This window comes from Streptomyces sp. NPDC006207 (assembly GCF_040613835.1).
Lineage (GTDB): Bacteria > Actinomycetota > Actinomycetes > Streptomycetales > Streptomycetaceae > Actinacidiphila.
The window spans coordinates 104,164-125,391 of sequence record NZ_JBEXSX010000001.1 but is presented as its reverse complement, the minus strand read 5'-3'; the positions used below and the strand labels follow the sequence as shown (position 1 = coordinate 125,391).

Genomic DNA, 21,228 nt, shown 5'->3' with positions numbered 1-21,228 from the left:
GGGCGACGCCCCACGGTAGGGGTCCGCGGGGCCCACAGCCAAGACGGTTATCCACAGGGGCTGGGGATGACCTGTTGAAGAACCGCCCCTACCTGTGGAGAAGCCCGCTCCAGCTGTGTACAGGGCGGGGGACAGTGCGGTGGACAAGCACACAATCACGCAATGATCACGTGGTTGACCTGCGCTTTCTTCATCCACCCACTGTGGACAAGAAAAACTTGCCCGCTCGGCCCAAGATCACGACAAACGGCACGGAGGAGATCACCCTGTGCAGCCACAAGTAAGAGGCTGCATTGCCTTGCGTCCCTTACATGTGGATGATTACCCTTGCCGGGTGCCCCAGGTCGCCGAACACTCCCCCCAGCAGGCCGTACGCCGCCACGACCGCGAGATCATAGGCCTCGCGCTGCCCGCCTTCGGCGCGCTGGTCGCCGAACCGCTCTTCCTCATGGCCGACAGCGCGATCGTGGGCCACCTCGGCACGTCGCAGCTCGCCGGGCTCGGTGTCGCGGGCGCCCTGCTGACCACCCTCGTCGGCGTCTTCGTCTTCCTCGCCTACGCCACCACCGCCGCCGTCGCCCGCCGGGTCGGCGCGGGCGACCTGCCCGCGGCGATCCGCCAGGGCATGGACGGCATCTGGCTCGCCCTCCTCATCAGCGCCGCCGCGGTCGCCGTCGCCGTCCCCGCGGCACCCGCCCTCGCCGACCTGTTCGGCGCCTCGGGGACCGCGGCGCCCTACGCCGTCACCTACCTGCGGATCAGCGCCCTCGGCATCCCCGCGATGCTCGTCGTCCTCGCGGCCACCGGTGTGCTGCGCGGGCTGCAGGACACCCGTACCCCGCTCTACGTCGCCGTCGGCGGCTTCGCCGTGAACGCCGTGCTCAACGTGGTGCTGGTGTACGGCGCCGGCCTCGGCATCGCCGGCTCCGCCTGGGGCACCGTCATCGCCCAGAACGCGATGGCGGCCGTCTACCTCGCCGTCGTGGTCCGCGGCGCCCGCCGGCACGGCGCCTCGCTCCGGCCCGACCTCGCCGGCATCCGCGCCTGCGCCCAGGCCGGGACGCCCCTGCTGATCCGCACCCTGAGCCTGCGGGCCGTCCTGCTGCTCGCCACCGTGGTCGCGGCCCGGCTCGGGGACGCCTCCGTCGCCGCCCACCAGATCACCACCACCCTCTGGTCGCTGGCGGCCTTCGCCCTGGACTCCATCGCCATCGCGGGTCAGGCCATCATCGGCCGCTACCTCGGCGCCGACGACGTGGCCGGGGCCCGGGCCGCGTGCCGCCGCATGGTGCAGTGGGGCATCGCCTCCGGCATGGTGATCGGCCTGCTCCTGGCCGTCTCCCGGCCGCTGATCGCCCCGCTGTTCACCCCGGACCCGGCCGTGCGCTCCCAGTTGACGACCGTCCTGCTGGTGGCGGCGCTCTCCCAGCCGGTCTGCGGCGTGGTCTTCGTGCTGGACGGGGTCCTCATCGGCGCCGGCGACGGCACCTACCTGGCCTGGGCGACGGTCGTCACCCTCGCCGTCTTCGCCCCGGTGGCGCTGGCCGTACCGGCCCTGGGCGGGGGACTCACCGCCCTGTGGTGGGCGATGGGGCTGATGATGCTCACCCGGCTGGCCGGCCTCCACTGGCGCGCCCGCTCGGGGAAGTGGGCCGTCACCGGCGCCGTACGCGCCTGACCCGCAGGTCATCCCGCACGCCTTCCGCACGGCTCCCGTACGTGAACGACGCCGGGCCCGGAACCTCGCGGTTCCGGGCCCGGCGTTCACGCGGTGCGCGAGTGTCAGGAAGCGACGACCTCGACGTCGAGAGCGGCCTCGACCTCGGGGTGCAGACGCACCGACACCTTGTGCGAGCCCAGCGTCTTGATCGGGGAACCGATCTCGATCCGGCGCTTGTCCACGTCCGGACCGCCCGCGGCCTTGACGGCGGCGGCGATGTCGGCCGGGGTCACCGAACCGAACAGCCGGCCGGCGTCGCCCGCGCGGGTCGACAGCTTGACCTTGACGCCCTCGAGCTGCGCCTTGAAGGAGTTGGCCTGCTCGACGGTCGCGATCTCACGGATCCGGCGCGCGCGGCGGATCTGCTCGACGTCCTTCTCGCCACCCTTGGTCCACGCGATCGCGAAGCCGCGCGGGATCAGGTAGTTGCGGGCGTAGCCGCTCTTGACCTCGACGACATCGCCGGCGGCACCGAGGCCACTGACCTCGTTGGTGAGGATGATCTTCGCCATTGCTCGGTCACCCTTCCTTAGCGAGCGGTCGAGGTGTAGGGCAGCAGCGCCATCTCACGGCTGTTCTTCACGGCCGTGGCGACGTCGCGCTGGTGCTGGGTGCAGTTGCCGGTGACCCGGCGGGCACGGATCTTGCCGCGGTCGGAGATGAACTTCCGCAGCAGGTTCGTGTCCTTGTAGTCGACGTAGGTGATCTTGTCCTTGCAGAACACGCAAACCTTCTTCTTAGGCTTGCGAGCAGGCGGCTTCGCCATTGTCTCTCTCCAGTGTGATCAAGAAGTTTGGTACGCCGCCGCCCTTAGAAGGGCGGCTCGTCCGAGAAACCGCCGCCGCCGCCGGAGCCACCGCCCCAGCCGCCGCCACCGCCGCCCTGGCCACCACCGGCCGGAGCGCCGGTCGCCCACGGATCGGCGTCGGGCGCACCGCCCTGGCCGCCACCGGGGCCACCGCCCCAGCCGCCGCCCTGGCCGCCACCGCCGCCGCCGTAACCGCCCTGGCCGCCGCGCGAGGCACCGCCGCCGCCGCTGGCCCGGGTGATCTTGGCGGTCGCGCTGCGCAGGCTGGCGCCGACCTCGTCGACGTCCAGCTCGTAGACCGTCCGCTTGACGCCCTCGCGGTCGTCGTACGAGCGCTGCTTCAGACGGCCCTGCACGATGACGCGCATGCCCTTCTGGAGCGACTCGGCCACGTTCTCCGCCGCCTGCCGCCAGACCGAGCACGTGAGGAAGAGGCTCTCGCCGTCCTTCCACTCGTTGGTCTGCCGGTCGAAGGTGCGGGGAGTGGACGCGACACGGAACTTCGCGACCGCCGCACCGGACGGGGTGAAGCGCAGCTCGGGGTCGTCGACGAGATTGCCGACGACCGTGATGACGGTCTCGCCTGCCATGGTGAGTGACCTCTCGGCTTTGCTTGGCTTCTCGGTTTCCCGACTGCCTGAGCCGTCAGGCTCAGTGGGTCTCGGGACGGAGGACCTTGGTCCGGAGGACCGACTCGTTCAGGTTCATCTGACGGTCGAGCTCCTTGACGACCTCAGGAGTGGCGTTGAGGTCGATGACCGAGTAGATGCCCTCGGGCTTCTTCTTGATCTCGTACGAAAGACGACGACGGCCCCAGGTGTCGACCTTCTCGACCTTGCCGCCGCCATTGCGGACGACGCCGAGGAAGTTCTCGATCAGCGGGGAGACAGCACGCTCCTCGAGATCGGGGTCGAGGATCACCATCACCTCGTAGTGACGCATGTGGAACCCACCTCCTTTGGACTCAGCGGCCACGGCGTTTCCGTGGCAGGAGGGTTTGCATCGCGTCGCAACGGTATCGCGGCCCACCGACAACGCCCGCGGCGTTCCGGGGATCACTCCCCGAAGGCCCTTCGGGACCGTCGTGTGGACCTGCACAGACACCGGTGCAGACGGTACACACTACCCGCCTCGTGGCTTCCGGTTGAAATCCGGCCCCGGAAGCCCGCAATCTGTACACATCGGGTGTGTCCGGCGCTACGATGCGCCACCTCTCCATCACGGAGGTGCCCTATGGCACAGGCAGTGCGACCCACCACCGGCAGCCGTCTCTACCAGCGGATCCTCAGCACCCTCAACTCGGACGGCCGACCCCACCCGGTGGAGAACACCCTGGCCGTCGCGACCGTCGTGCTCGGCCTGATCTCCTCCATCGCGGCGTTCTGGAGCGGGCTCCACCTGCTCAGCTCCTGGGCCGGCCTGGTCGGCATCCTCGTGGGCGCCGTCGGGCAGTACCGCTCCGCGACCACGGCCGAGCGCTTCTTCTTCATCATCGGCATGGGGCTGGCCGCGGTCGGCTTCTACATCGGCATGGCCCACGGCGGCCTCTTCGGCGGGGTGGTGTCCTAGCCCTCCGTTCCCGGCCCCCGCCGGGCGAAGCCGCGGACCGAGTTGTCCACAGCCCTCGCGGGGGCGTTCGCCGTTCGCAGTAGGCTTCGGCGCAGTAGTGCAGTCAGCAATGCCGTAGCCGCAGCGATGGGGAGCGCCCCGCATGAGCTTGACCCTGAGGACCATCAGTCGGGAACAGCACCTGGCGTACATCCAGAGCCTGCCCTCGGCAAGCCACTGCCAGGTTCCCGCCTGGGCGGACGTCAAGACGGAGTGGCGCTCGGAGAACCTCGGCTGGTTCGACAACAAGACCGGTGAGCTGGTCGGCGCCGGCCTGGTGCTCTACCGGCAACTGCCCAAGGTGAAGCGCTACCTCGCGTACCTCCCCGAGGGCCCGGTGATCAACTGGTACGCGCCCAACCTGGAGGAGTGGCTGCGCCCGATGCTGGCGCACCTGAAGCAGCAGGGCGCGTTCTCCGTGAAGATGGGCCCGCCGGTCGTCATCCGCCGCTGGGACGCGGCCGCCATCAAGTCCGGCATCGCCGACCCGGACGTCAAGCGCCTGCGCGACGTCGAGGCCACCTTCATCGAGCCCCGCGCCTTCGAGGTGGCCGACCGGCTGCGCCGCATGGGCTGGCAGCAGGGCGAGGACGGCGGCGCCGGCTTCGGCGACGTGCAGCCCCGCTACGTCTTCCAGGTCCCGCTGGAGAACCGCAGCCTGGACGACGTCCAGAAGGGCTTCAACCAGCTGTGGCGGCGCAACATCAAGAAGGCCGAGAAGGCCGGCGTCGAGGTCGTCCAGGGCAGCTACGACGACCTCCCCGTGTGGCAGCAGCTGTACGAGGTGACCGCCGAGCGCGACCACTTCCGCCCGCGGCCCCTGTCCTACTTCCAGCGCATGTGGCAGGTCCTCAACTCCGAGGACCCCAACCGCATGCGGCTGTACTTCGCCCAGCACGAGGGCGAGGCGGTCGCCGCCGCGACGATGCTCGTCGTCGGCCGGCACGTCTGGTACTCGTACGGGGCCTCGGCCAACCACAAGCGCGAGGTCCGGCCGAGCAACGCCATGCAGTGGCGGATGCTGCGGGATGCCTACGCGCTCGGCGCGAGCGTGTACGACCTGCGCGGCATCAGCGACTCGCTCGACGAGAGCGACCACCTCTTCGGTCTCATCCAGTTCAAGGTGGGCACCGGCGGGCAGGCTGCCGAATACTTGGGCGAGTGGGACTTCCCGCTCAACAAGCTCCTGCACAAGGCGCTCGACATCTACATGTCCCGCCGCTGACCCACCTGCCCGACCGACCGCAGACACCGCAGAAAGGTCCTCGTTCCGGCCATGGCGCTCACCCTGTACGTCGACACCGCGCGCTGGCGTGCGCACCAGCAGTCCGTGGCGGAGCAGTTCCCCGGGCTGGTCCCCGTCTGCAAGGGCAACGGGTACGGCTTCGGGCACGAGCGCCTGGCCGAGGAGGCGATCCGGCTCGGCTCGGACGTCCTCGCCGTAGGCACGACGTACGAGGCCGCCCGGATCAAGGACTGGTTCGGGGGCGACCTGCTGGTGCTGACCCCGTACCGGCTGGGCGAGGAGCCGGTGCCCCTGCCGGACCGCGCCATCCGCTCCGTGTCCTCCGTGGAGGGCGTGCGCGGCCTGGTCGGCGCCCGGGTGGTCATCGAGGTCATGAGCAGCATGCGGCGCCACGGCGTCAGCGAGGACGACCTGGTCAAGCTGCACTCGGCCATAGACGACGTCCGCCTGGAGGGCTTCGCCATCCACCTGCCGCTGGACCGCACCGACGGCTCCGACGCGGTGGAGGAGGTCTTCCGTTGGATGGAACGGCTGCGCGCGGCGCGGCTGCCGCTGCACACCATGTTCGTCAGCCACCTGAAGGCCGGCGAGCTGACCCAGCTGCGCAACCAGTTCCCGCAGACCCGCTTCCGCGCCCGGATCGGCACCCGGCTGTGGCTCGGCGACCACGAGGCCACCGAGTACCGGGGCGCCGTCCTGGACGTCACCCGCATCGCCAAGGGCGAGCGCTTCGGCTACCGCCAGAACAAGGCCTCCGAGGACGGCCACCTGGTCGTCGTGGCGGGCGGTACGTCGCACGGGGTGGGCCTGGAGGCCCCCAAGGCCATGCACGGCGTCATGCCGCGCGCCAAGGGCGTCGCAAGGGCCGGTCTGGCCACCATCAACCGCAACCTGTCGCCCTTCGTGTGGGCCGGCAAGCAGCGCTGGTTCGCCGAGCCCCCGCACATGCAGGTGTCGATCCTCTTCCTGCCGGGCGACGTGGCGCCCCCGGCGGTCGGGGACGAGCTGGTGGCGCACCTGCGGCACACGACGACCACGTTCGACCGCGTCGTCGACCGCTGAACGCCCCGGGCGTCCCCTCCGCTCAGTGGGGCGGGGCCGGCGGCGCCGGGTCCACGCCCCACTGCACCGGGCGCGCCTCGCCGTAGCCGTGACCGTCCTCGGGCCCGCCCTGCAGCGGCGCCGCGTGCCGGGGCTGGTGCGGGGACCGCCCCAGCACGAACGCGTCCTCCGCCCCGTCCAGCACGCCCCCCGAGGGGTCGTCCGAGCCGTCCTGGCGGACCGCGTCGCGCTCGGGGAAGACGATGTCGCGGACGACGACCACGCACAGGTACAGCGTCCCGATCAGGTGCGCCGCGATGGCCAGGTGGTAGCCGTCCTGGGGCAGGCCCTTGCTGTTGCCGCCCGTCGTGTACGCCAGGTACGACCAGATCCCGAGGAAGTACATGACCTCGGCCGCCTGCCAGATCAGGAAGTCCCGCCAGCGCGGCCGGGCGAGCGCCGCGAGGGGCACCAGCCACAGCACGTACTGCGGCGAGTACACCTTGTTGGTCAGGATGAAGGCGGCCACGACGAGGAAGGCCAGCTGCGCGAAGCGCGGGCGCCGCGGGGCGAAGAGGGTCAGCCCCGCCATGCCGGCGCAGAACAGCAGCATGAGCGCGATGGCGTAGGAGTTCGCGCCGTCGATGGACTTGCCGGTCTGCTGGGAGATGATCAGCCAGACCGAGCCGTAGTCGACGCCCCGCTCCTGGCTGAAGGTGTAGAACTTCGCCCAGCCGTCCCGGGCGAGCAGCATCACGGGAAGGTTCACCACGAACCAGGCCACCGCGGCACCGCCCACCGCCGCGCTCCAGGCCTTCAGCTTCCCGGCCCGCAGGCACAACAGGAACAACGGCCCCAGCAGCAGCACCGGGTAGAGCTTGGCGGCCGTCGCCAGCCCGATCAGGATGCCCGCGGCCAGCGGCCGGTTGCGCGACCACAGCATCATCCCGGCCGCCGCGAGGGCGACCGCGAAGAGGTCCCAGTTGATGGTCGCGGTCAGCGCGAACGCGGGCGCCAGCGCGACCAACAGCGCGTCCCACGGGCGGCGCCGGTTGGTCCGGGCGACGCAGACCGCGATGACGGCGGTGCAGACCAGCAGCATCCCGGCGTTGACCAGCCAGTAGATCTGCTCCCGGTGCTGGATCGTGCCGCCGTGCGGGGTGAGCCAGGAGGCGACCTCCATGAACAGCCCCGTCAGGACCGGGTACTCCAGGTAACCCATGCCGCCGGAGACCGTGTCCGGGATGCGGTCGAAGTACGGGACGAGGTCGTCGGCGAAGCCCCGGCCGTAGTACAGGTGCGGGATGTCGGAGTAGCAGGCGTGGCTGTACTGGGCGTTCGCCCCGTAGAACCAGCCGCTGTCGTAGCACGGCAGCTTCTGCACCATGCCCAGCGCGAACATCCCGATCGCGACCAGCACGACCACGCGCAGGGGGTTCCACCACCCCCGCCGCCCCACGGCCGCGAAGCGGCCGAGCGGGCCGCCGATGACCTCGCTCCCGGCCACGGCGACCGGGTCCTCGCGGGTCGGGGGCACGACCGCCTCGGCCTCCGAGGCCTCGTGGTGGGGGTCTTCGCGCACGATCGTCATGGGCCACATCCTGCCCTACATCGCCACGCGCGGAGCGTCGGATCCCCACGCAGCCCTCCACCCGGCGGGAACGCCCGCGGCCGCGGAGGGCGTGCTGCCCTCCGCGGCCGCGGGTTCACTCTCGACGGGACCCGGGGCGGTTAACCGCCACTGCCTCCGAGTAGCCCACCGTTGCCGTTGCCTCCATTGCCTCTCGTACTGCTGGAGGACACGGTCGGTGTCGGTGAGCCGCTCGACCCGCCGTCTGTGGTGCCACCGTCGGTGGTCCCACCGGCGTCCTGGCACTGCCACTGCCAGGGCTTGCAGTCACTGGTGTCCGTCGGGGTCGGCTTGCCCTGCGGCCGCGTGGCGGTCGGGGTCGGGTTCGTGGTCGCCGACTCGGTCGGGCTGGCCGAGACCGAGGGGCTCGCCGACGGGGCGCCGGCCTGGTCCTTGACCTCGCCGACCTTCCCGGGGTCCGGGAAGCCTTCGTCCTTCCCCGAGAGCGCCTCGCTCATGTACTTCGCCCAGACCTCCGCCGGCATCTCACCACCGTGCGCGGAGTCCTTCCCCGCGGTGCCCGCCATGCCGATCAGACCGGGCTTCTTGGGGTTCTCCCGGAACAGGACCACCGAGGTCGACAGCTGCTTGGTGTACCCGACGAACCAGGCGGACCTGGTTCCCTTCTCGCTGTCCGTGGTACCCGTCTTGCCCGCCACCGTGCGGCCGACCGCCAGGGCCTTCTGACCGGTGCCGTTCTTGACCACGTTCTGCAGCACGTCGGTGACGTTGTTGGCGACGTTGCTGTCGATCGCGTCCCGCTTGATCTTCGGCTTGCCGAAGCCCGGCAGGACCTTGCCGCCCGCGACCACCTTGGTGACGGAGTAGGGCTCGGCCTGCGTGCCCGACGAGGCGAACGTCGCGTAGGCGTCGGCCATGCGGATGGCGGACGGCTTGGACGTACCGATCGAGAACGAGGCGTTCAGGGACTCGAAGCTCGAATCCAGCACACCCGCGTTCTTCGCCATCTCGGCCACCTTGGGCAGTCCGACGTCCTCGCCGAGCTGCACGAAGGGGGTGTTGATGGACTGCTCCATCGCCTTGCGCAGCGTGATGTAGCCCCAGGGGTACCCGCTCTCGTTCTTCTGCTTGAAGACGCTGCCGTCCTTCTTCAGGACCCAGTTGCCTTCATGGTCCTTGATCTTGAGCAGGTCGTTGCCGTTGTACTTGCTCTGCGGCGACAGCCCGACGCCGTTGGTCTGGTTGGTGCCGTACTGCATCGCCGCGGCCAGGACGAACGGCTTCCAGGTGGAGCCGACGGGGACACCCGTGGTGTTGGCGTTGTTGTTGAACTGGCCGTGCTCGTAGCCCTCGCCGCCGTAGATGGCGACGATCTTGCCGTCACCCGGTACCACGGACGCCGCGCCGAACTGGACGTACTTGTCGGCGTCGCGCTTCTTCGGGTTGATGTTGTCCTTGCGGACCTTGTCGACGGCCTTCTTGAGCGACTCGACCTTCTTCTGGTCGAAGGTCGTGTGGATCTCGTAACCGCCCTTGTCCAGCTGGCTCTGGCTGATGTCCGAGTGACTCAGCACGTAGCTCTTGGCGATGTCGACCAGGTAGCTGATCTGACCGCTCATGCCGGCGGTCGCCTTGAGGCCCTGCGGCATCGGGTACTTGCTGACGGCCTCGGTGTACTCATCCTTGTTGAGCTTGCCGTCCTTGTACATCTCGCCGAGGATCCACTTCCAGCGTTCCTCGGAGCGGACCCGGTTCGCCTTCGCCGTCGCGGTGCTGTCGATGTTCGTGGCACCGGCCGGGTCGTAGTACGTCGGACCCTTGAGCAGCGCGGCGAGGAAGGCGCACTGGCTCGGGGTGAGCTTGTCGGCGTCGACGCCGTAGTAGGTCTGCGCGGCCGCCTGGATGCCGTAGGCGCTCCGCCCGTAGTACGAGGTGTTCAGGTAGCCCTGCAGGATGTCGGGCTTCTCGAGCTTCGTCCCCACCTTTATGGAGATGAAGAGCTCCTTGAACTTGCGGCTGACCGTCTGGTCCTGGCTCAGGTAGGTGTTCTTGACGTACTGCTGGGTGATCGTCGAACCGCCCTGCGCGTCACCGCCCTTCGCCATGTTGAACAGGGCCCGGCCGACGCCCATGGGGTCCACGCCGGAGTCTTCGTAGAAGCTCTTGTTCTCCGCGGAGATCACCGCGTTCTGCATGGCCTTGGGGATGTCGGAGAGCGTCACGTTCTGCCGGTTGGCACCGGTGCCGGTCGCCACCATGCGGCTGCCGTTGGCCCAGTAGAAGACGTTGTTCTGCGACTTGGCGGCGTCGTTCTCGTTGGGGATGCCCACCATCGCGTAGCCCACGCCCGCGACCGCGACCAGGCTGCCGAAGAAGAACAGGCACAGCCCGGAGGCGAGCTTCCAGGACGGCATCCAGCGGCGCCATCCGTCCTTCCCCCAACGGGGGTAATCGATGATGCGCTTCTTCGGGGGCTGGCCCCCACCGCGGCCGCCCTGCGCGTCCGTGGCGCCACGGCGGCGGCCGCCCTTCTGCGTGGCCTGGGCGGCACGGCGCGCGGCTGCCCGCCCCTGGTACGGCGGCTCGGCCCCGCGGGACCGGCCCCCCGTACCCGCGCGGCCCCCCGCGCCAGCACCCGCACCCTGACGGGGGGGTTGTCCCATGCCCTGGCGCGGGCCGTGGCCCTGCCCCGAACCGGTTCCGTGCGTGCCGTACGGCTGCGGCGTGGGCGGCCCAGCGGCCCGCCGGCCGCCTGGCGGCGGGGGCGGCTGCTGCGCGCCGCGCCGGGCGGCGGCCCGGCCGTCGCCGGGCGACTGCGGCGGCTTGCGACGGTGCTCGCTCATGAACAGCTACTCCTAGGACAGGCGGAATCGCCTGAAAGCGGCAGTTGATTTCCGGTCCCCCCGGCGTGCGATGACCGCACTGCACCAGGGACAAGGACGCTCACTGGCGTCACACGGTTCCCGGTGCTCTGCATGGCGAACAGAGTACGCACGGTCAAAAGAGGTTCTAGCCAGATGTTCATCACATTCCGGGCGGTTGACGGTGGACGGATTTCGTGATGTGACGCCGGTCACCGTGAGCCGCCTTGCCGTACCGGGGAACTCGTTCTATCGTCTCGATGTATCGAGTCGATACATCACGGCGAGATAAGAGGCGACGAAGGCACGGACGGGAGGGACACGAGGGCATGAGCAAACGCTCCGGCATCCTCGAGTTCGCCGTCCTGGGCCTGCTGCGCGAATCCCCGATGCACGGTTACGAGCTGCGCAAGCGGCTCAACACCTCGCTCGGTGTGTTCCGCGCGTTCAGCTACGGCAGCCTCTACCCCTGCCTCAAGACACTGGTCACCCAGGGCTATCTGGTCGAGGAGACCGGCCCTGACCCCGATCCGCTCGCCGCGCCGCTGGCCGGCCGACGGGCCAAGATCGTGTACCGGTTGACGGCGGCCGGCAAGGAGCACTTCGAGGAGCTCCTCGCCCACTCCGGCCCTGACGCGTGGGAGGACGAGCACTTCGCGGCTCGTTTCGCCTTCTTCGGCCAGACGTCCAGGGACGTACGGATGCGTGTCCTCGAGGGGCGGCGCAGCCGCCTCGAGGAGCGCCTGGAGAAGATGCGCGCGTCCCTCGCGCGTACCCGTGAGCGGCTCGACGACTACACGCTCGAGCTGCAGCGGCACGGCATGGAGTCGGTGGAGCGAGAGGTCCGCTGGCTGAACGAGCTGATCGAGACCGAGCGGGCAGGGCGTGACAAGCAGCCCCCGGCCGCTCCGTCCGCCGATGCCGAGCAGGACAACCAACAGGAAAACGGCGGACCCGGCACGCGCCGGGGACCCGCGTGACGATTACACAGGGAGCAACCGGAATGGGTTCGGTTCGCGTAGCCATCGTTGGCGTGGGCAACTGCGCCGCTTCGCTGGTGCAGGGTGTCGAGTACTACAAGGACGCCGACCCGGGCACCCGCGTGCCCGGCCTCATGCACGTGCAGTTCGGCGACTACCACGTGCGTGACGTCGAGTTCGTGGCGGCCTTCGACGTGGACGCGAAGAAGGTCGGTCTCGACCTCGCGGACGCCATCGGTGCCAGCGAGAACAACACCATCAAGATCTGCGACGTGCCGCAGAAGGGCCTGACCGTCCAGCGCGGCCACACCCTGGACGGTCTCGGCAAGTACTACCGCGAGACCATCGAGGAGTCCGCCGAGGAGCCGGTGGACGTCGTGCAGATCCTCAAGGACCGCCAGGTCGACGTGCTGGTCTGCTACCTGCCCGTGGGTTCCGAGGACGCGGCGAAGTTCTACGCGCAGTGCGCCATCGACGCCAAGGTCGCCTTCGTCAACGCCCTCCCGGTCTTCATCGCCGGCACCAAGGAGTGGGCGGACAAGTTCACCGAGGCCGGTGTGCCGATCGTCGGTGACGACATCAAGTCGCAGGTCGGCGCCACCATCACGCACCGCGTGCTGACCAAGCTCTTCGAGGACCGCGGAGTCATCGTCGAGCGCACCATGCAGCTGAACGTCGGCGGCAACATGGACTTCAAGAACATGCTCGAGCGCGAGCGCCTGGAGTCCAAGAAGATCTCCAAGACGCAGGCCGTCACCTCCCAGATCCCCGACCGCGACCTGGGTGAGAAGAACGTCCACATCGGCCCCTCGGACTACGTGGCCTGGCTGGACGACCGCAAGTGGGCGTACGTCCGTCTCGAGGGCCGTGCCTTCGGCGACGTGCCGCTGAACCTTGAGTACAAGCTCGAGGTCTGGGACTCCCCGAACTCCGCGGGTGTCATCATCGACGCGCTGCGCGCGGCGAAGATCGCCAAGGACCGCGGCATCGGCGGCCCGATCCTGTCGGCGTCCTCCTACTTCATGAAGTCCCCGCCGGTGCAGTACTTCGACGACGAGGCCCGCGAGAACGTGGAAAAGTTCATCCGCGGCGAGGTCGAGCGCTGAACAGCGGCTTAACCCCCGTCACCACTCGTCGTACGACGCGACCGCACAGGCCCCCGGGTATCGCACCCGGGGGCCTGTGCGTCATGTGAGGCTGTGCGCATGCCCGTTGTCCGTGATCTCCGTGTGCTGCTGCGCTTCCGGGACTTCCGCCGGCTGCTGACGGTGCGGCTGCTGTCCCAGCTCTCCGACGGGGTCTTCCAGGTGGCGCTGGCGGCCTACGTGGTCTTCTCCCCGGAGAAGCAGACCTCGCCGGCCGCGATCGCCTCCGCGATGGCGGTCCTGCTGCTGCCGTACTCGCTCCTGGGGCCGTTCACGGGCGTCCTGCTGGACCGCTGGCGGCGCCGGCAGGTCCTCCTCCACTGCAACCTGCTGCGGGCGGCGCTCTCCGTCGGCACCGCCGTGCTGATGCTGCTGCGCGTCCCGGACTGGCTCTTCTACCTGTCCGCCCTCTCGGTCACCGGCATCAACCGCTTCGTGCTCGCGGGCCTGTCGGCCGCCCTGCCCCGGGTCGTCGACGGCGAGCGCCTGGTCATGGCGAACGCGCTGTCCCCGACCGCCGGCACGCTCGCGGCCACCGCCGGCGGGGGAGCGGCCTTCCTGGTGCACCTGGTGCTGGCCGAGGGCACCCGCTCCGACGTCCTGGTCGTGGTGCTGGGCGCCGTCCTCTACCTCTGTGCCGGGCTCGCCGCACTCACCCTGGGGCGGGACCTGCTGGGGCCGGACCCGTCCCGCATCCAGCCGCGGGTGGGCGAGGCGCTGCTCAGCACCTTCCGCGGCCTGGTGCACGGCTTGGGGCATCTGCGCCGGCGGCCGCGCGCCGCACGCGCGCTGGCCGCGATGACGGCGATGCGCTTCTGCTACGGCGGGCTCACGGTGACGGTGCTGATGCTCTGCCGCTACGCCTGGGCGGGATCCGACGGGACCGGCCGTGGAACGGCGGACGGACTGGCGCTGCTCGGGCTGGCGGTCGCCGTCTCGGGTGCGGGCTTCTTCGCGGCGGCCGTGCTCACCCCCTGGGCCACGGGCCGCTTCGGCACCTTCGGATGGATCACCGTCTGCGCGGGTTCGGCCGCCGTCCTGCTCCCCGCACTGGGCCTCCCCTTCGAGCCGGCGCCGGTGCTGGCGGCGGCCTTCGTGCTGGGGCTGGCCACCCAGGGGGCGAAGATCGCCACCGACACAGTGGTCCAGTCCTCGATCGACGACGCCTACCGGGGGCGCATCTTCTCGATCTACGACGTGCTGTTCAACGTCGCCTTCGTCGGCGCCGCAGCCATCTGCGCGCTGGTCCTCCCGCCGGACGGTCGCTCCGTGGGGCTCCTCCTCGGGCTCTCCGCGGTCTATGCGGCGGTGGCGGTCGGCACCGCCGGGACTCCGCGTCGTTTCACGTGAAACACGAAGATCACCCCGCGTCCGCCCGTTTCACGTGAAACACATGCCCCGGCGGATGGGCTGTCCGACCCCTCCAGTAACGTTCGCGCGTTCACAGGAACTGACAGGTTCATCCCAGGGAGGGGAACGACCATGGCGACTCCGCCGCCCGACAACACCAACATTCCGGCCCCGCAAGGCCAGCCCGGCGCCTTCCCGCCGCCCCAGGGCCAGCCCGGCGCCTTCCCGCCCCCGCAGGGTCAGCCCGGCGCCTTCCCGCCGCCTGCCGCCCCGCCGCGGCGCGGCAGAAACATCGGCAAGCGCATCATCGGCGTGATCGTCACCATCGTGGTCATCATCGGCGTGCGATTCGCCTTCTCCCAGTTCGACCAGACCGACGCCGAGACGTCGAAGGTCGGCAGCTGCCTCCACAACAAGGGCACCGAGCAGAGCCCGGACCTGGTGGACGCCGACTGCTCCTCCGGCGATGCACAGTTCAAGATCGTCAAGAAGTTCGACGACTCGACCGACCAGAAGCAGTGTGAGTCCGTCACCGAGTCGGACGTCTACTACACCCAGTCCGGGACCGACTTCAACAACGTGGTGCTCTGCCTGCAGACCATCAGCAAGTGACGGGACGGGCGTTAAGGCCGAGGGGGTCGTGTTTCACGTGAAACACGACCCCCTCGGCACGTCCACGGCCCGGACGGGGTGACGCTCAGCCCTGCGCGGCCCACCACTCCTTCAGTGCGGCCACAGCGGCCTCCTCGCCCAGCGGACCGTTCTCCAGGCGCAGCTCCAGCAGGTGGTTGTACGCCTTGCCGACCTGGGGGCCCGGAGGGATGCCCAGGACCTCCATGATCCGGTTGCCGTCCAGGTCCGGCCGGATCGCGTCCAGCTCCTCCTGGCCCTTCAACTGCGCGATGCGCTCCTCGAGCCCGTCGTAGGTGCGCGACAGGGCCCCCGCCTTGCGCTTGTTGCGGGTCGTGCAGTCGGAGCGGGTCAGCTTGTGCAGCCGGTCGAGCAGCGGTCCGGCGTCCCGGACGTAGCGCCGGACGGCGGAGTCGGTCCACTCCCCGGTCCCGTAGCCGTGGAAGCGCAGGTGCAGCTCGACCAGCCGGGCGACGTCCTTGACGGTGTCGTTCGGGTACTTGAGCTTGGTCAGCCGTCCCTTGGTCATCTTGGCGCCGACCACCTCGTGGTGGTGGAAGGAGACCCGTCCGTCGGGCTCGAAGCGCCGGGTCCGCGGCTTGCCGATGTCGTGCAGCAGCGCCGCGAGGCGCAGCACGAGGTCCGGCCCCTCCGTCTCCAGTGCCATCGCCTGGTCCAGGACGGTCAGCGTGTGCTCGTAGACGTCCTTGTGGCGGTGGTGCTCGTCACGCTCCAGGCGCAGCGCCGGCAGCTCCGGGAGGACCCGTGCGGCCAGGCCGGTCTCCACCAGCAGCTGCAGGCCCTTGCGGGGGTGGTCGGAGACGACCAGCTTGTTGAGCTCGTCCCGGATCCGCTCGGCGGAGACGATCTCGATGCGGTCGGCCATCTCCGTCATCGCCGTCACGACCTCGGGAGCCACCTCGAAGTCCAGCTGGGCGGCGAAGCGCGCGGCGCGCATCATCCGCAGCGGATCGTCGGAGAAGGACTCCTCCGGGGTGCCGGGAGTGCGCAGCACGCGCTGGGCGAGGTCACCGAGCCCGCCGTACGGGTCGACGAACTCCGCCTCCGGCAGGGAGACCGCCATCGCGTTGACGGTGAAGTCCCGGCGGACCAGGTCCTCCTCGATGGTCTCCCCGTAGGAGACCTCCGGCTTGCGCGAGGTGCGGTCGTAGGCCTCGGAGCGGTAGGTGGTCACTTCGATCTGGTAGCCGTACTTCCGGCAGCCGACCGTGCCGAAGGCGATGCCCACCTCCCAGACGGCCTCCGCCCACCCGCGGATGATCTTCAGTACCTGGTCGGGCCGGGCGTCGGTCGTGAAGTCGAGGTCGTTGCCGAGCCTGCCGAGCAGGGTGTCGCGGACCGAGCCGCCGACGAGGGCAAGCCGGAATCCGGCGTCCTTGAAGCGACGGCCGAGCTCTTCGGCCACCGGCGCGATCACCGGCGCGGTCTTCAGGGTCTGGGGGGCGTTGTTGGCATTCGGCACAACAGAAAAGGGTACGTGGCCATGCGCCCCGCGGCGGACCGGTTTACCGGCATCCGCGATCTTGCCGACGCCTCCGCGCCCCCGGACTGTATCGATCTTGTGGCCCACTCACAGCACTTTGGGTCTTCGAGCATCGTTACCATTCCAGGACGCACATCCGATGACGACGAGGGACGGCCAGCGCGTGGGCGAGGCGGCACAGCACCCCGGAGGCACTCCGGCCCGTTCGAGGCTGCGCCGGGCCACGGCACTGCTCGTGGGCGCCACCCTGTTCACCGGCCTGGTCCAGGCCCGTACGGCTCCCGCGGCGTACGCGGAGGGCTCCGACGGCCGGGCCGTGGACGTGTCGGTGAACTCACTGTCCCCCACCGTGCCGGCCAAGGGCGACACCCTCACGGTGACCGGCACCGTCACGAACAAGAGCAAGCACACCGTCAGCGGTGCCCACGTGGGCGTGGAGATCGCCCCTCAGGGCCCGCTGGGCAGCCGCAGCGCCATCAGCGGCACCTCCACCAGCGCGCCCCACACCGCGGCCGACGGCGAGGAGATCCCCGGGCACACCGTGCCCGTCGACGACCTGCCGGCCGGCATCAGCCGCAGCTTCACCCTGGAGGTCCCGGTCAAGGACCTGGACCTGGGCCGGGACGGCGTCTACCAGCTCGGGGTCTCCCTGACCGGGCGGACCAGGGACCGCGGCTACGACGAGTACCTGGGGATCGAGCGGACCTTCCTCCCCTGGTACCCGGACGGGGACGCCAAGCCGACCCGCTACACCTTCCTGTGGCCGCTGATCGACCGCCCGCACCTCGCCGTGCGCAGCGAGAGCGACGACCAGCAGAGCCCGATCTTCCTCAACGACGACCTCGCCGCGGACCTGGCGCCCGGCGGCCGTCTTCAGCAGATGGTGGCGCTCGGCCGGGACCTGCCCGTCACCTGGGTCATCGACCCGGACCTGCTCGCCACGGTCGACGCGATGACGCGCCGGTACCAGGTCGCGGGGCCCGAAGGTGATCTCGACCACACCACGTCCGGCACCGGGACCGACGACGCGAAGCGCTGGCTGAACAGCCTCAAGGAGGCCGTCGCCGGGGACGAGGTCGTCGCCCTGCCCTTCGCCGACCCCGACCTCGCCTCGATCGCGCACCACGGCAAGAGCGTCCCGGGCACCCTGAACCACCTCAAGACCGCCACGGAGCTCGCGACCACGACGGTGGAGACCGTCCTCAACGGCGTGGTCACCCCCGACACGGACGTCTCCTGGCCCGTGGAGGGCGCCGTCGACCCCTCCATCGTCGACGTGGCCACCTCGGCCGGCGCCGACAAGGTGATCGCCCGCAGCGACAGCCTCGGCGAGCCCGGCGGCCTCAGGTACACCCCCACCTCGGCGCGGCCCATCGGCGGGGGCACCACGGCGGTGGTCGCCGATTCCGGGCTCTCCAAGGCCTTCCAGGGCGACATGACGTCGGCCGGGACCTCGACCCTCGCGGTGCAGAAGTACCTGGCCCAGACGCTCATGATCACGATGCAGGCGCCCGACCGGCAGCGCAGCATCGTCGTCGCCCCGCAGCGCATGGCCAAGGCCTCACAGGCGCAGGCCATGGCCCAGGCCATCACGGAGGTCGCCGCCGGCGGCTGGGCCGAGACCGTCGACTTCTCCGCGGCGGCGAAGGCCACCCCCGACCCCAAGGCCAACCGCACGGTGCCCGGTACCGGGTCCTACCCCAAGCGCCTGCGCAAGCAGGAGCTGAGCACCGCGGCCTTCCGCCAGATCCAGGCGACCCAGGGCGAGCTCGACGACTTCATGGCCCTCCTGAGCAAGCCCGACCGGGTGCGGACCCCCTTCGGCAACGCACTGATGCGCTCGATGTCCACCGAGTGGCGCGGCTCCCCCCGGGGGTCGGCCGCCTACCGCACGGCCATCTTCGACTACCTGTCCGACCTGATGAGCCTGGTCTACCTGCTCCCCAAGACCGGGACGCTCACGCTGTCGGGCCGCAGCGGCACCATCCCGGTGACCGTGAAGAACGAGCTCGGCCAGACCGTGCAGGGCCTGGAGCTGCGCCTCACGTCCAGCCAGGGCAACAGCCTCGACCCGGGCGAAGCGCAGCCCGTGACCGTGGAGGGCGGCCACACCCGCTCCCTGAAGTTCGAGGGAACCGCCGCCCGCAACGGACTGAACACGGTCACCGCCCAGCTCTACACGGCGGACGGCGCCAGGTTCGGCTACCCCATCACCTTCCAGGTGGATGTCACCTCCATCACATCCACCGTCATGCTGGTGATCGCCGCCGGGCTCCTGCTGCTCGTGCTCGCGGGCGTCCGGATGTACCACCAGCGCAAGCGCCGCGCGGCCGCCGGGGGCGAGGACGACGACACTGATCCGTCCGAGGACGACGCGGACCCGTCCGGGGACGGGGACACGGGCGAGGACGAGGACGACGCCGCAGAGGGCACCATGGGTGACCGGGACGGCGTCGAGGACGAGCAGCCGGGTGACCTGGCGCCGGACACCTCCCCGGAAAGTACGGACCCGTCCGGGACGGGTGAGAAGGTGGACCGATAGCCAGCGAGCCATGGCCGATGAGGTGGGGCAGAGATGAACGCACCGTACGACGGTGAGCGCGAACGGGAAGCCGGGGAGCGGTTTCCCGAGCAGCCCGGGCAGTACCCTGCCGCGCCCGACCCGTACCTGCAGGACACCTACGCCCGCGACCCGTACCAGCGGCAGGATCCGACCGCGCAGGACCCGGTGGGCGAGGCGCTGTACGACCGCACCGCGCACCCGCCGGCCCAGCCCCATGCCTACGGGCCGCCGTACGCGCACCAGGAGCCGTACCGCATGCCCTACGCCGACGACGCCAACACCCGGTACGTCGGCGTCGACGAGCTGGTCTCCCACGCCCCGGACGAGGACGGGAGGTCGGCGCGGCCGGACGAGTACGCCCACCTCTTCCGCGACGAGCCGGTGCAGACGGCCCCGGCGGAGCCCGAGCCCGCGGCGGAGCCCGTGGCCGGGAAGTCCGGCGGACGGGCCGGCAGCATCCTCAAGTCCAGCGCGCTTATGGCGGCCGGCACCCTCGTCTCCCGGGTCACCGGATTCCTCCGCACCCTGGTCATGGCGGCCGCGATCGGCGTCGGCACGCTGAACGACGGCTACCAGGTCGCCAACACCCTGCCCACGATGATCTACATCCTGGTCGGCGGCGGCGCCCTCAACGCGGTCTTCATCCCCCAGCTGGTACGGGCCATGAAGAACGACGACGACGGCGGCGAGGCCTACGCCAACCGCCTGCTCACCCTGGTCGTCGTCGGACTGGCAGCCGTCACCGCCGTCTGCGTGATCGCCGCACCGGTCTTCATCCAGGCGATGTCCCACGACATCGCCTCCGACCCGGTCAGGTTCGAGGTCGCGGTCACCTTCGCCCGCTACTGCATCCCCACCATGTTCTTCATGGGGGTGCACGTCGTCCTCGGGCAGATCCTCAACGCCCGCGGCCGCTTCGGCGCGATGATGTGGACCCCGGTCCTCAACAACGTCGTCATCATCGCCACCTTCGGCGCCTTCATCTGGGCCTTCGGCTCCTTCACCGACACGCGCGTCTCCTCCGGGACCATCACCCCTGACGGGGTCCGGCTGCTGGGCCTCGGCACCCTGCTGGGCCTGGCGGTGCAGGCGCTGGCGATGCTCCCCTACCTGCGCGACGCCGGCTTCCGGATCCGGCCGCGCTTCGACTGGCGCGGCCACGGCCTCGGCCACGCGGCGAAGCTGGCCAAGTGGACCTTCTTCTTCGTCCTCGCCAACCAGGTCGGCATGATCGTCCTCACCCAGTTCGCCACGGCGGCGGGCGCGGCGGCCGAGAAGACGGGCCACGAGGGCGCGGGCATCACCGGCTTCAACTACGCGCTGCTCCTGTGGCAGATGCCGCAGGCCATCATCACCGTCTCCGTGATGACCGCCGTGCTGCCGCGGATCTCCCGCGCCGCGGCCGACGGTGACGCCGCCGCCGTCCGCGACGACCTCTCCTACGGCCTGCGGACCTCGGGCGTGGCCGTCGTGCCCGCCGCGTTCGCCTTCCTCGCCCTCGGCCTCCCCATGGCCACCCTGCTCTACAGCAGCTCCGGAGAGGGCGCCCTGAACATCGGCTACATCCTGATGGCCTTCGGCCTCGGGCTGATCCCGTTCTCGGTGCAGTACATCGTCCTGCGCGGCTTCTACGCGTACGAGGACACCCGCACCCCCTTCTACAACACGGTCATCGTCGCCGCCTGCAACGCCGTCGCGGCCGCCGTCTGCTACTTCGTTCTCCCCGCCCGCTGGGCCGTGGTCGGCATGGCGGCGGGGTACGGCCTCGCCTACACGATCGGCGTCGGAGTGGCGGTCAAGCGGCTGCGCAGGCGCCTCGGCGGCGACATCGACGGCAAGCGCGTGGTCCGCACGTACGCCAGGCTCTTCGGTGCGTGCATCCCCGCCGCTGCGGGCGCCGGCGCCGTCGTCTACGGTGTCTCGCAATCGCTGGGTCACGGCGCTGCCGCATCGTTGCTGTCGCTGGTGCTCGGCGCCCTTGTGCTGGGCGGGATCTTCTTCATCGCCGCCAAGCGCATGCGCGTCGAGGAACTGACGGCCATGGTCGGCATGGTCAGGGGCCGGCTGGGCCGCTGACGGCGCCCAGCGCGCAACCTTCGTGGGCCGTCGTGTGTCGTGCATAGCGGTGGACTGTTGGCACAATTGTCCTCGGCTGTGTTGTCAGATCTTGCAACGGATGGG

At 70.0% G+C, this 21,228-nt stretch carries 17 protein-coding genes; 10 read left to right on the top strand and 7 right to left on the bottom strand.

All coding sequences use genetic code 11. The features are described 5' to 3' along the window. Positions 1-334: 334 nt before the first annotated feature. Positions 335-1,678 (top strand): MATE family efflux transporter, encoded by a 1,344-nt coding sequence (locus ABZ312_RS00570; RefSeq protein WP_500330927.1) that lies wholly within the window; start codon positions 335-337, stop codon positions 1,676-1,678. Between the two features lie 104 nt (positions 1,679-1,782). Here ABZ312_RS00570 and rplI read toward each other — a convergent pair whose 3' ends face one another. The 4 genes from rplI to rpsF all read right to left on the bottom strand — a co-directional run bounded on the left by rplI (position 1,783) and on the right by rpsF (position 3,470). Continuing rightward, positions 1,783-2,232 (bottom strand): 50S ribosomal protein L9, encoded by a 450-nt coding sequence (gene rplI / locus ABZ312_RS00565; protein WP_089225418.1) that lies wholly within the window; start codon positions 2,230-2,232, stop codon positions 1,783-1,785. 17 nt (positions 2,233-2,249) lie between these two features. Beyond that, a complete protein-coding gene (gene rpsR / locus ABZ312_RS00560) occupies positions 2,250-2,486 on the bottom strand; it encodes a 30S ribosomal protein S18 (protein WP_026250812.1) in 237 nt (78 codons plus the stop codon). A gap of 44 nt (positions 2,487-2,530) precedes the next feature. Next, positions 2,531-3,118, bottom strand: a complete 588-nt coding sequence (locus ABZ312_RS00555; protein WP_500330925.1) for a single-stranded DNA-binding protein — start codon at positions 3,116-3,118, stop codon at positions 2,531-2,533. A gap of 61 nt (positions 3,119-3,179) precedes the next feature. Then, positions 3,180-3,470: a 30S ribosomal protein S6 gene (gene rpsF, locus ABZ312_RS00550; protein ID WP_361791024.1), complete on the bottom strand. Its 291-nt coding sequence runs from the start codon at positions 3,468-3,470 to the stop codon at positions 3,180-3,182. Between the two features lie 291 nt (positions 3,471-3,761). Here rpsF and ABZ312_RS00545 point away from each other — a divergent pair, with 291 nt between their 5' ends. The 3 genes from ABZ312_RS00545 to ABZ312_RS00535 all read left to right on the top strand — a co-directional run bounded on the left by ABZ312_RS00545 (position 3,762) and on the right by ABZ312_RS00535 (position 6,444). Beyond that, positions 3,762-4,097: a hypothetical protein gene (locus ABZ312_RS00545; RefSeq protein ID WP_499512910.1), complete on the top strand. Its 336-nt coding sequence runs from the start codon at positions 3,762-3,764 to the stop codon at positions 4,095-4,097. A 142-nt stretch (positions 4,098-4,239) separates the two neighbouring features. Continuing rightward, on the top strand, positions 4,240-5,361 hold the full coding sequence (locus ABZ312_RS00540; protein WP_500436030.1) for a lipid II:glycine glycyltransferase FemX: 1,122 nt from the start codon (positions 4,240-4,242) through the stop codon (positions 5,359-5,361). A gap of 51 nt (positions 5,362-5,412) precedes the next feature. Continuing rightward, positions 5,413-6,444: an alanine racemase gene (locus ABZ312_RS00535; protein WP_499512908.1), complete on the top strand. Its 1,032-nt coding sequence runs from the start codon at positions 5,413-5,415 to the stop codon at positions 6,442-6,444. Positions 6,445-6,466: 22 nt separating this feature from the next. On the opposite strand, the gene ABZ312_RS00530 is transcribed toward ABZ312_RS00535, so the two are convergent. Both ABZ312_RS00530 and ABZ312_RS00525 read right to left on the bottom strand, forming a co-directional pair. Then, positions 6,467-8,014 carry a glycosyltransferase family 87 protein gene (locus ABZ312_RS00530; RefSeq protein ID WP_500330922.1) on the bottom strand — a complete coding sequence of 516 codons (1,548 nt, stop codon included), beginning with the start codon at positions 8,012-8,014 and terminating at the stop codon, positions 6,467-6,469. A gap of 140 nt (positions 8,015-8,154) precedes the next feature. Continuing rightward, complete coding sequence (locus ABZ312_RS00525; RefSeq protein WP_500359242.1) at positions 8,155-10,857, bottom strand: transglycosylase domain-containing protein; 2,703 nt, start codon at positions 10,855-10,857, stop codon at positions 8,155-8,157. Between the two features lie 347 nt (positions 10,858-11,204). On the opposite strand from ABZ312_RS00525, the gene ABZ312_RS00520 reads away from it, so the two are divergent. The 4 genes from ABZ312_RS00520 (at position 11,205) to ABZ312_RS00505 (ending at position 14,962) form a co-directional block, all read left to right on the top strand. Beyond that, positions 11,205-11,855, top strand: a complete 651-nt coding sequence (locus tag ABZ312_RS00520; RefSeq protein ID WP_500359241.1) for a PadR family transcriptional regulator — start codon at positions 11,205-11,207, stop codon at positions 11,853-11,855. 23 nt (positions 11,856-11,878) lie between these two features. After that, complete coding sequence (locus tag ABZ312_RS00515; protein ID WP_499512904.1) at positions 11,879-12,961, top strand: inositol-3-phosphate synthase; 1,083 nt, start codon at positions 11,879-11,881, stop codon at positions 12,959-12,961. Between the two features lie 99 nt (positions 12,962-13,060). Beyond that, positions 13,061-14,350 carry an MFS transporter gene (locus ABZ312_RS00510; protein WP_500332024.1) on the top strand — a complete coding sequence of 430 codons (1,290 nt, stop codon included), beginning with the start codon at positions 13,061-13,063 and terminating at the stop codon, positions 14,348-14,350. Between the two features lie 132 nt (positions 14,351-14,482). Beyond that, positions 14,483-14,962: an LppU/SCO3897 family protein gene (locus ABZ312_RS00505; protein ID WP_500332025.1), complete on the top strand. Its 480-nt coding sequence runs from the start codon at positions 14,483-14,485 to the stop codon at positions 14,960-14,962. Between the two features lie 85 nt (positions 14,963-15,047). Here ABZ312_RS00505 and ABZ312_RS00500 read toward each other — a convergent pair whose 3' ends face one another. Continuing rightward, positions 15,048-16,463: a CCA tRNA nucleotidyltransferase gene (locus tag ABZ312_RS00500; RefSeq protein WP_500332026.1), complete on the bottom strand. Its 1,416-nt coding sequence runs from the start codon at positions 16,461-16,463 to the stop codon at positions 15,048-15,050. A gap of 160 nt (positions 16,464-16,623) precedes the next feature. Between ABZ312_RS00500 and ABZ312_RS00495 the strand changes: the two genes are divergently transcribed. Next, a complete protein-coding gene (locus ABZ312_RS00495) occupies positions 16,624-19,026 on the top strand; it encodes a DUF6049 family protein (protein WP_500332027.1) in 2,403 nt (800 codons plus the stop codon). A gap of 33 nt (positions 19,027-19,059) precedes the next feature. Beyond that, entirely contained in the window at positions 19,060-21,123 is a 2,064-nt protein-coding gene (gene murJ / locus ABZ312_RS00490) for a murein biosynthesis integral membrane protein MurJ (RefSeq protein WP_500332028.1), read from the top strand. Positions 21,124-21,228 lie beyond the last annotated feature (105 nt).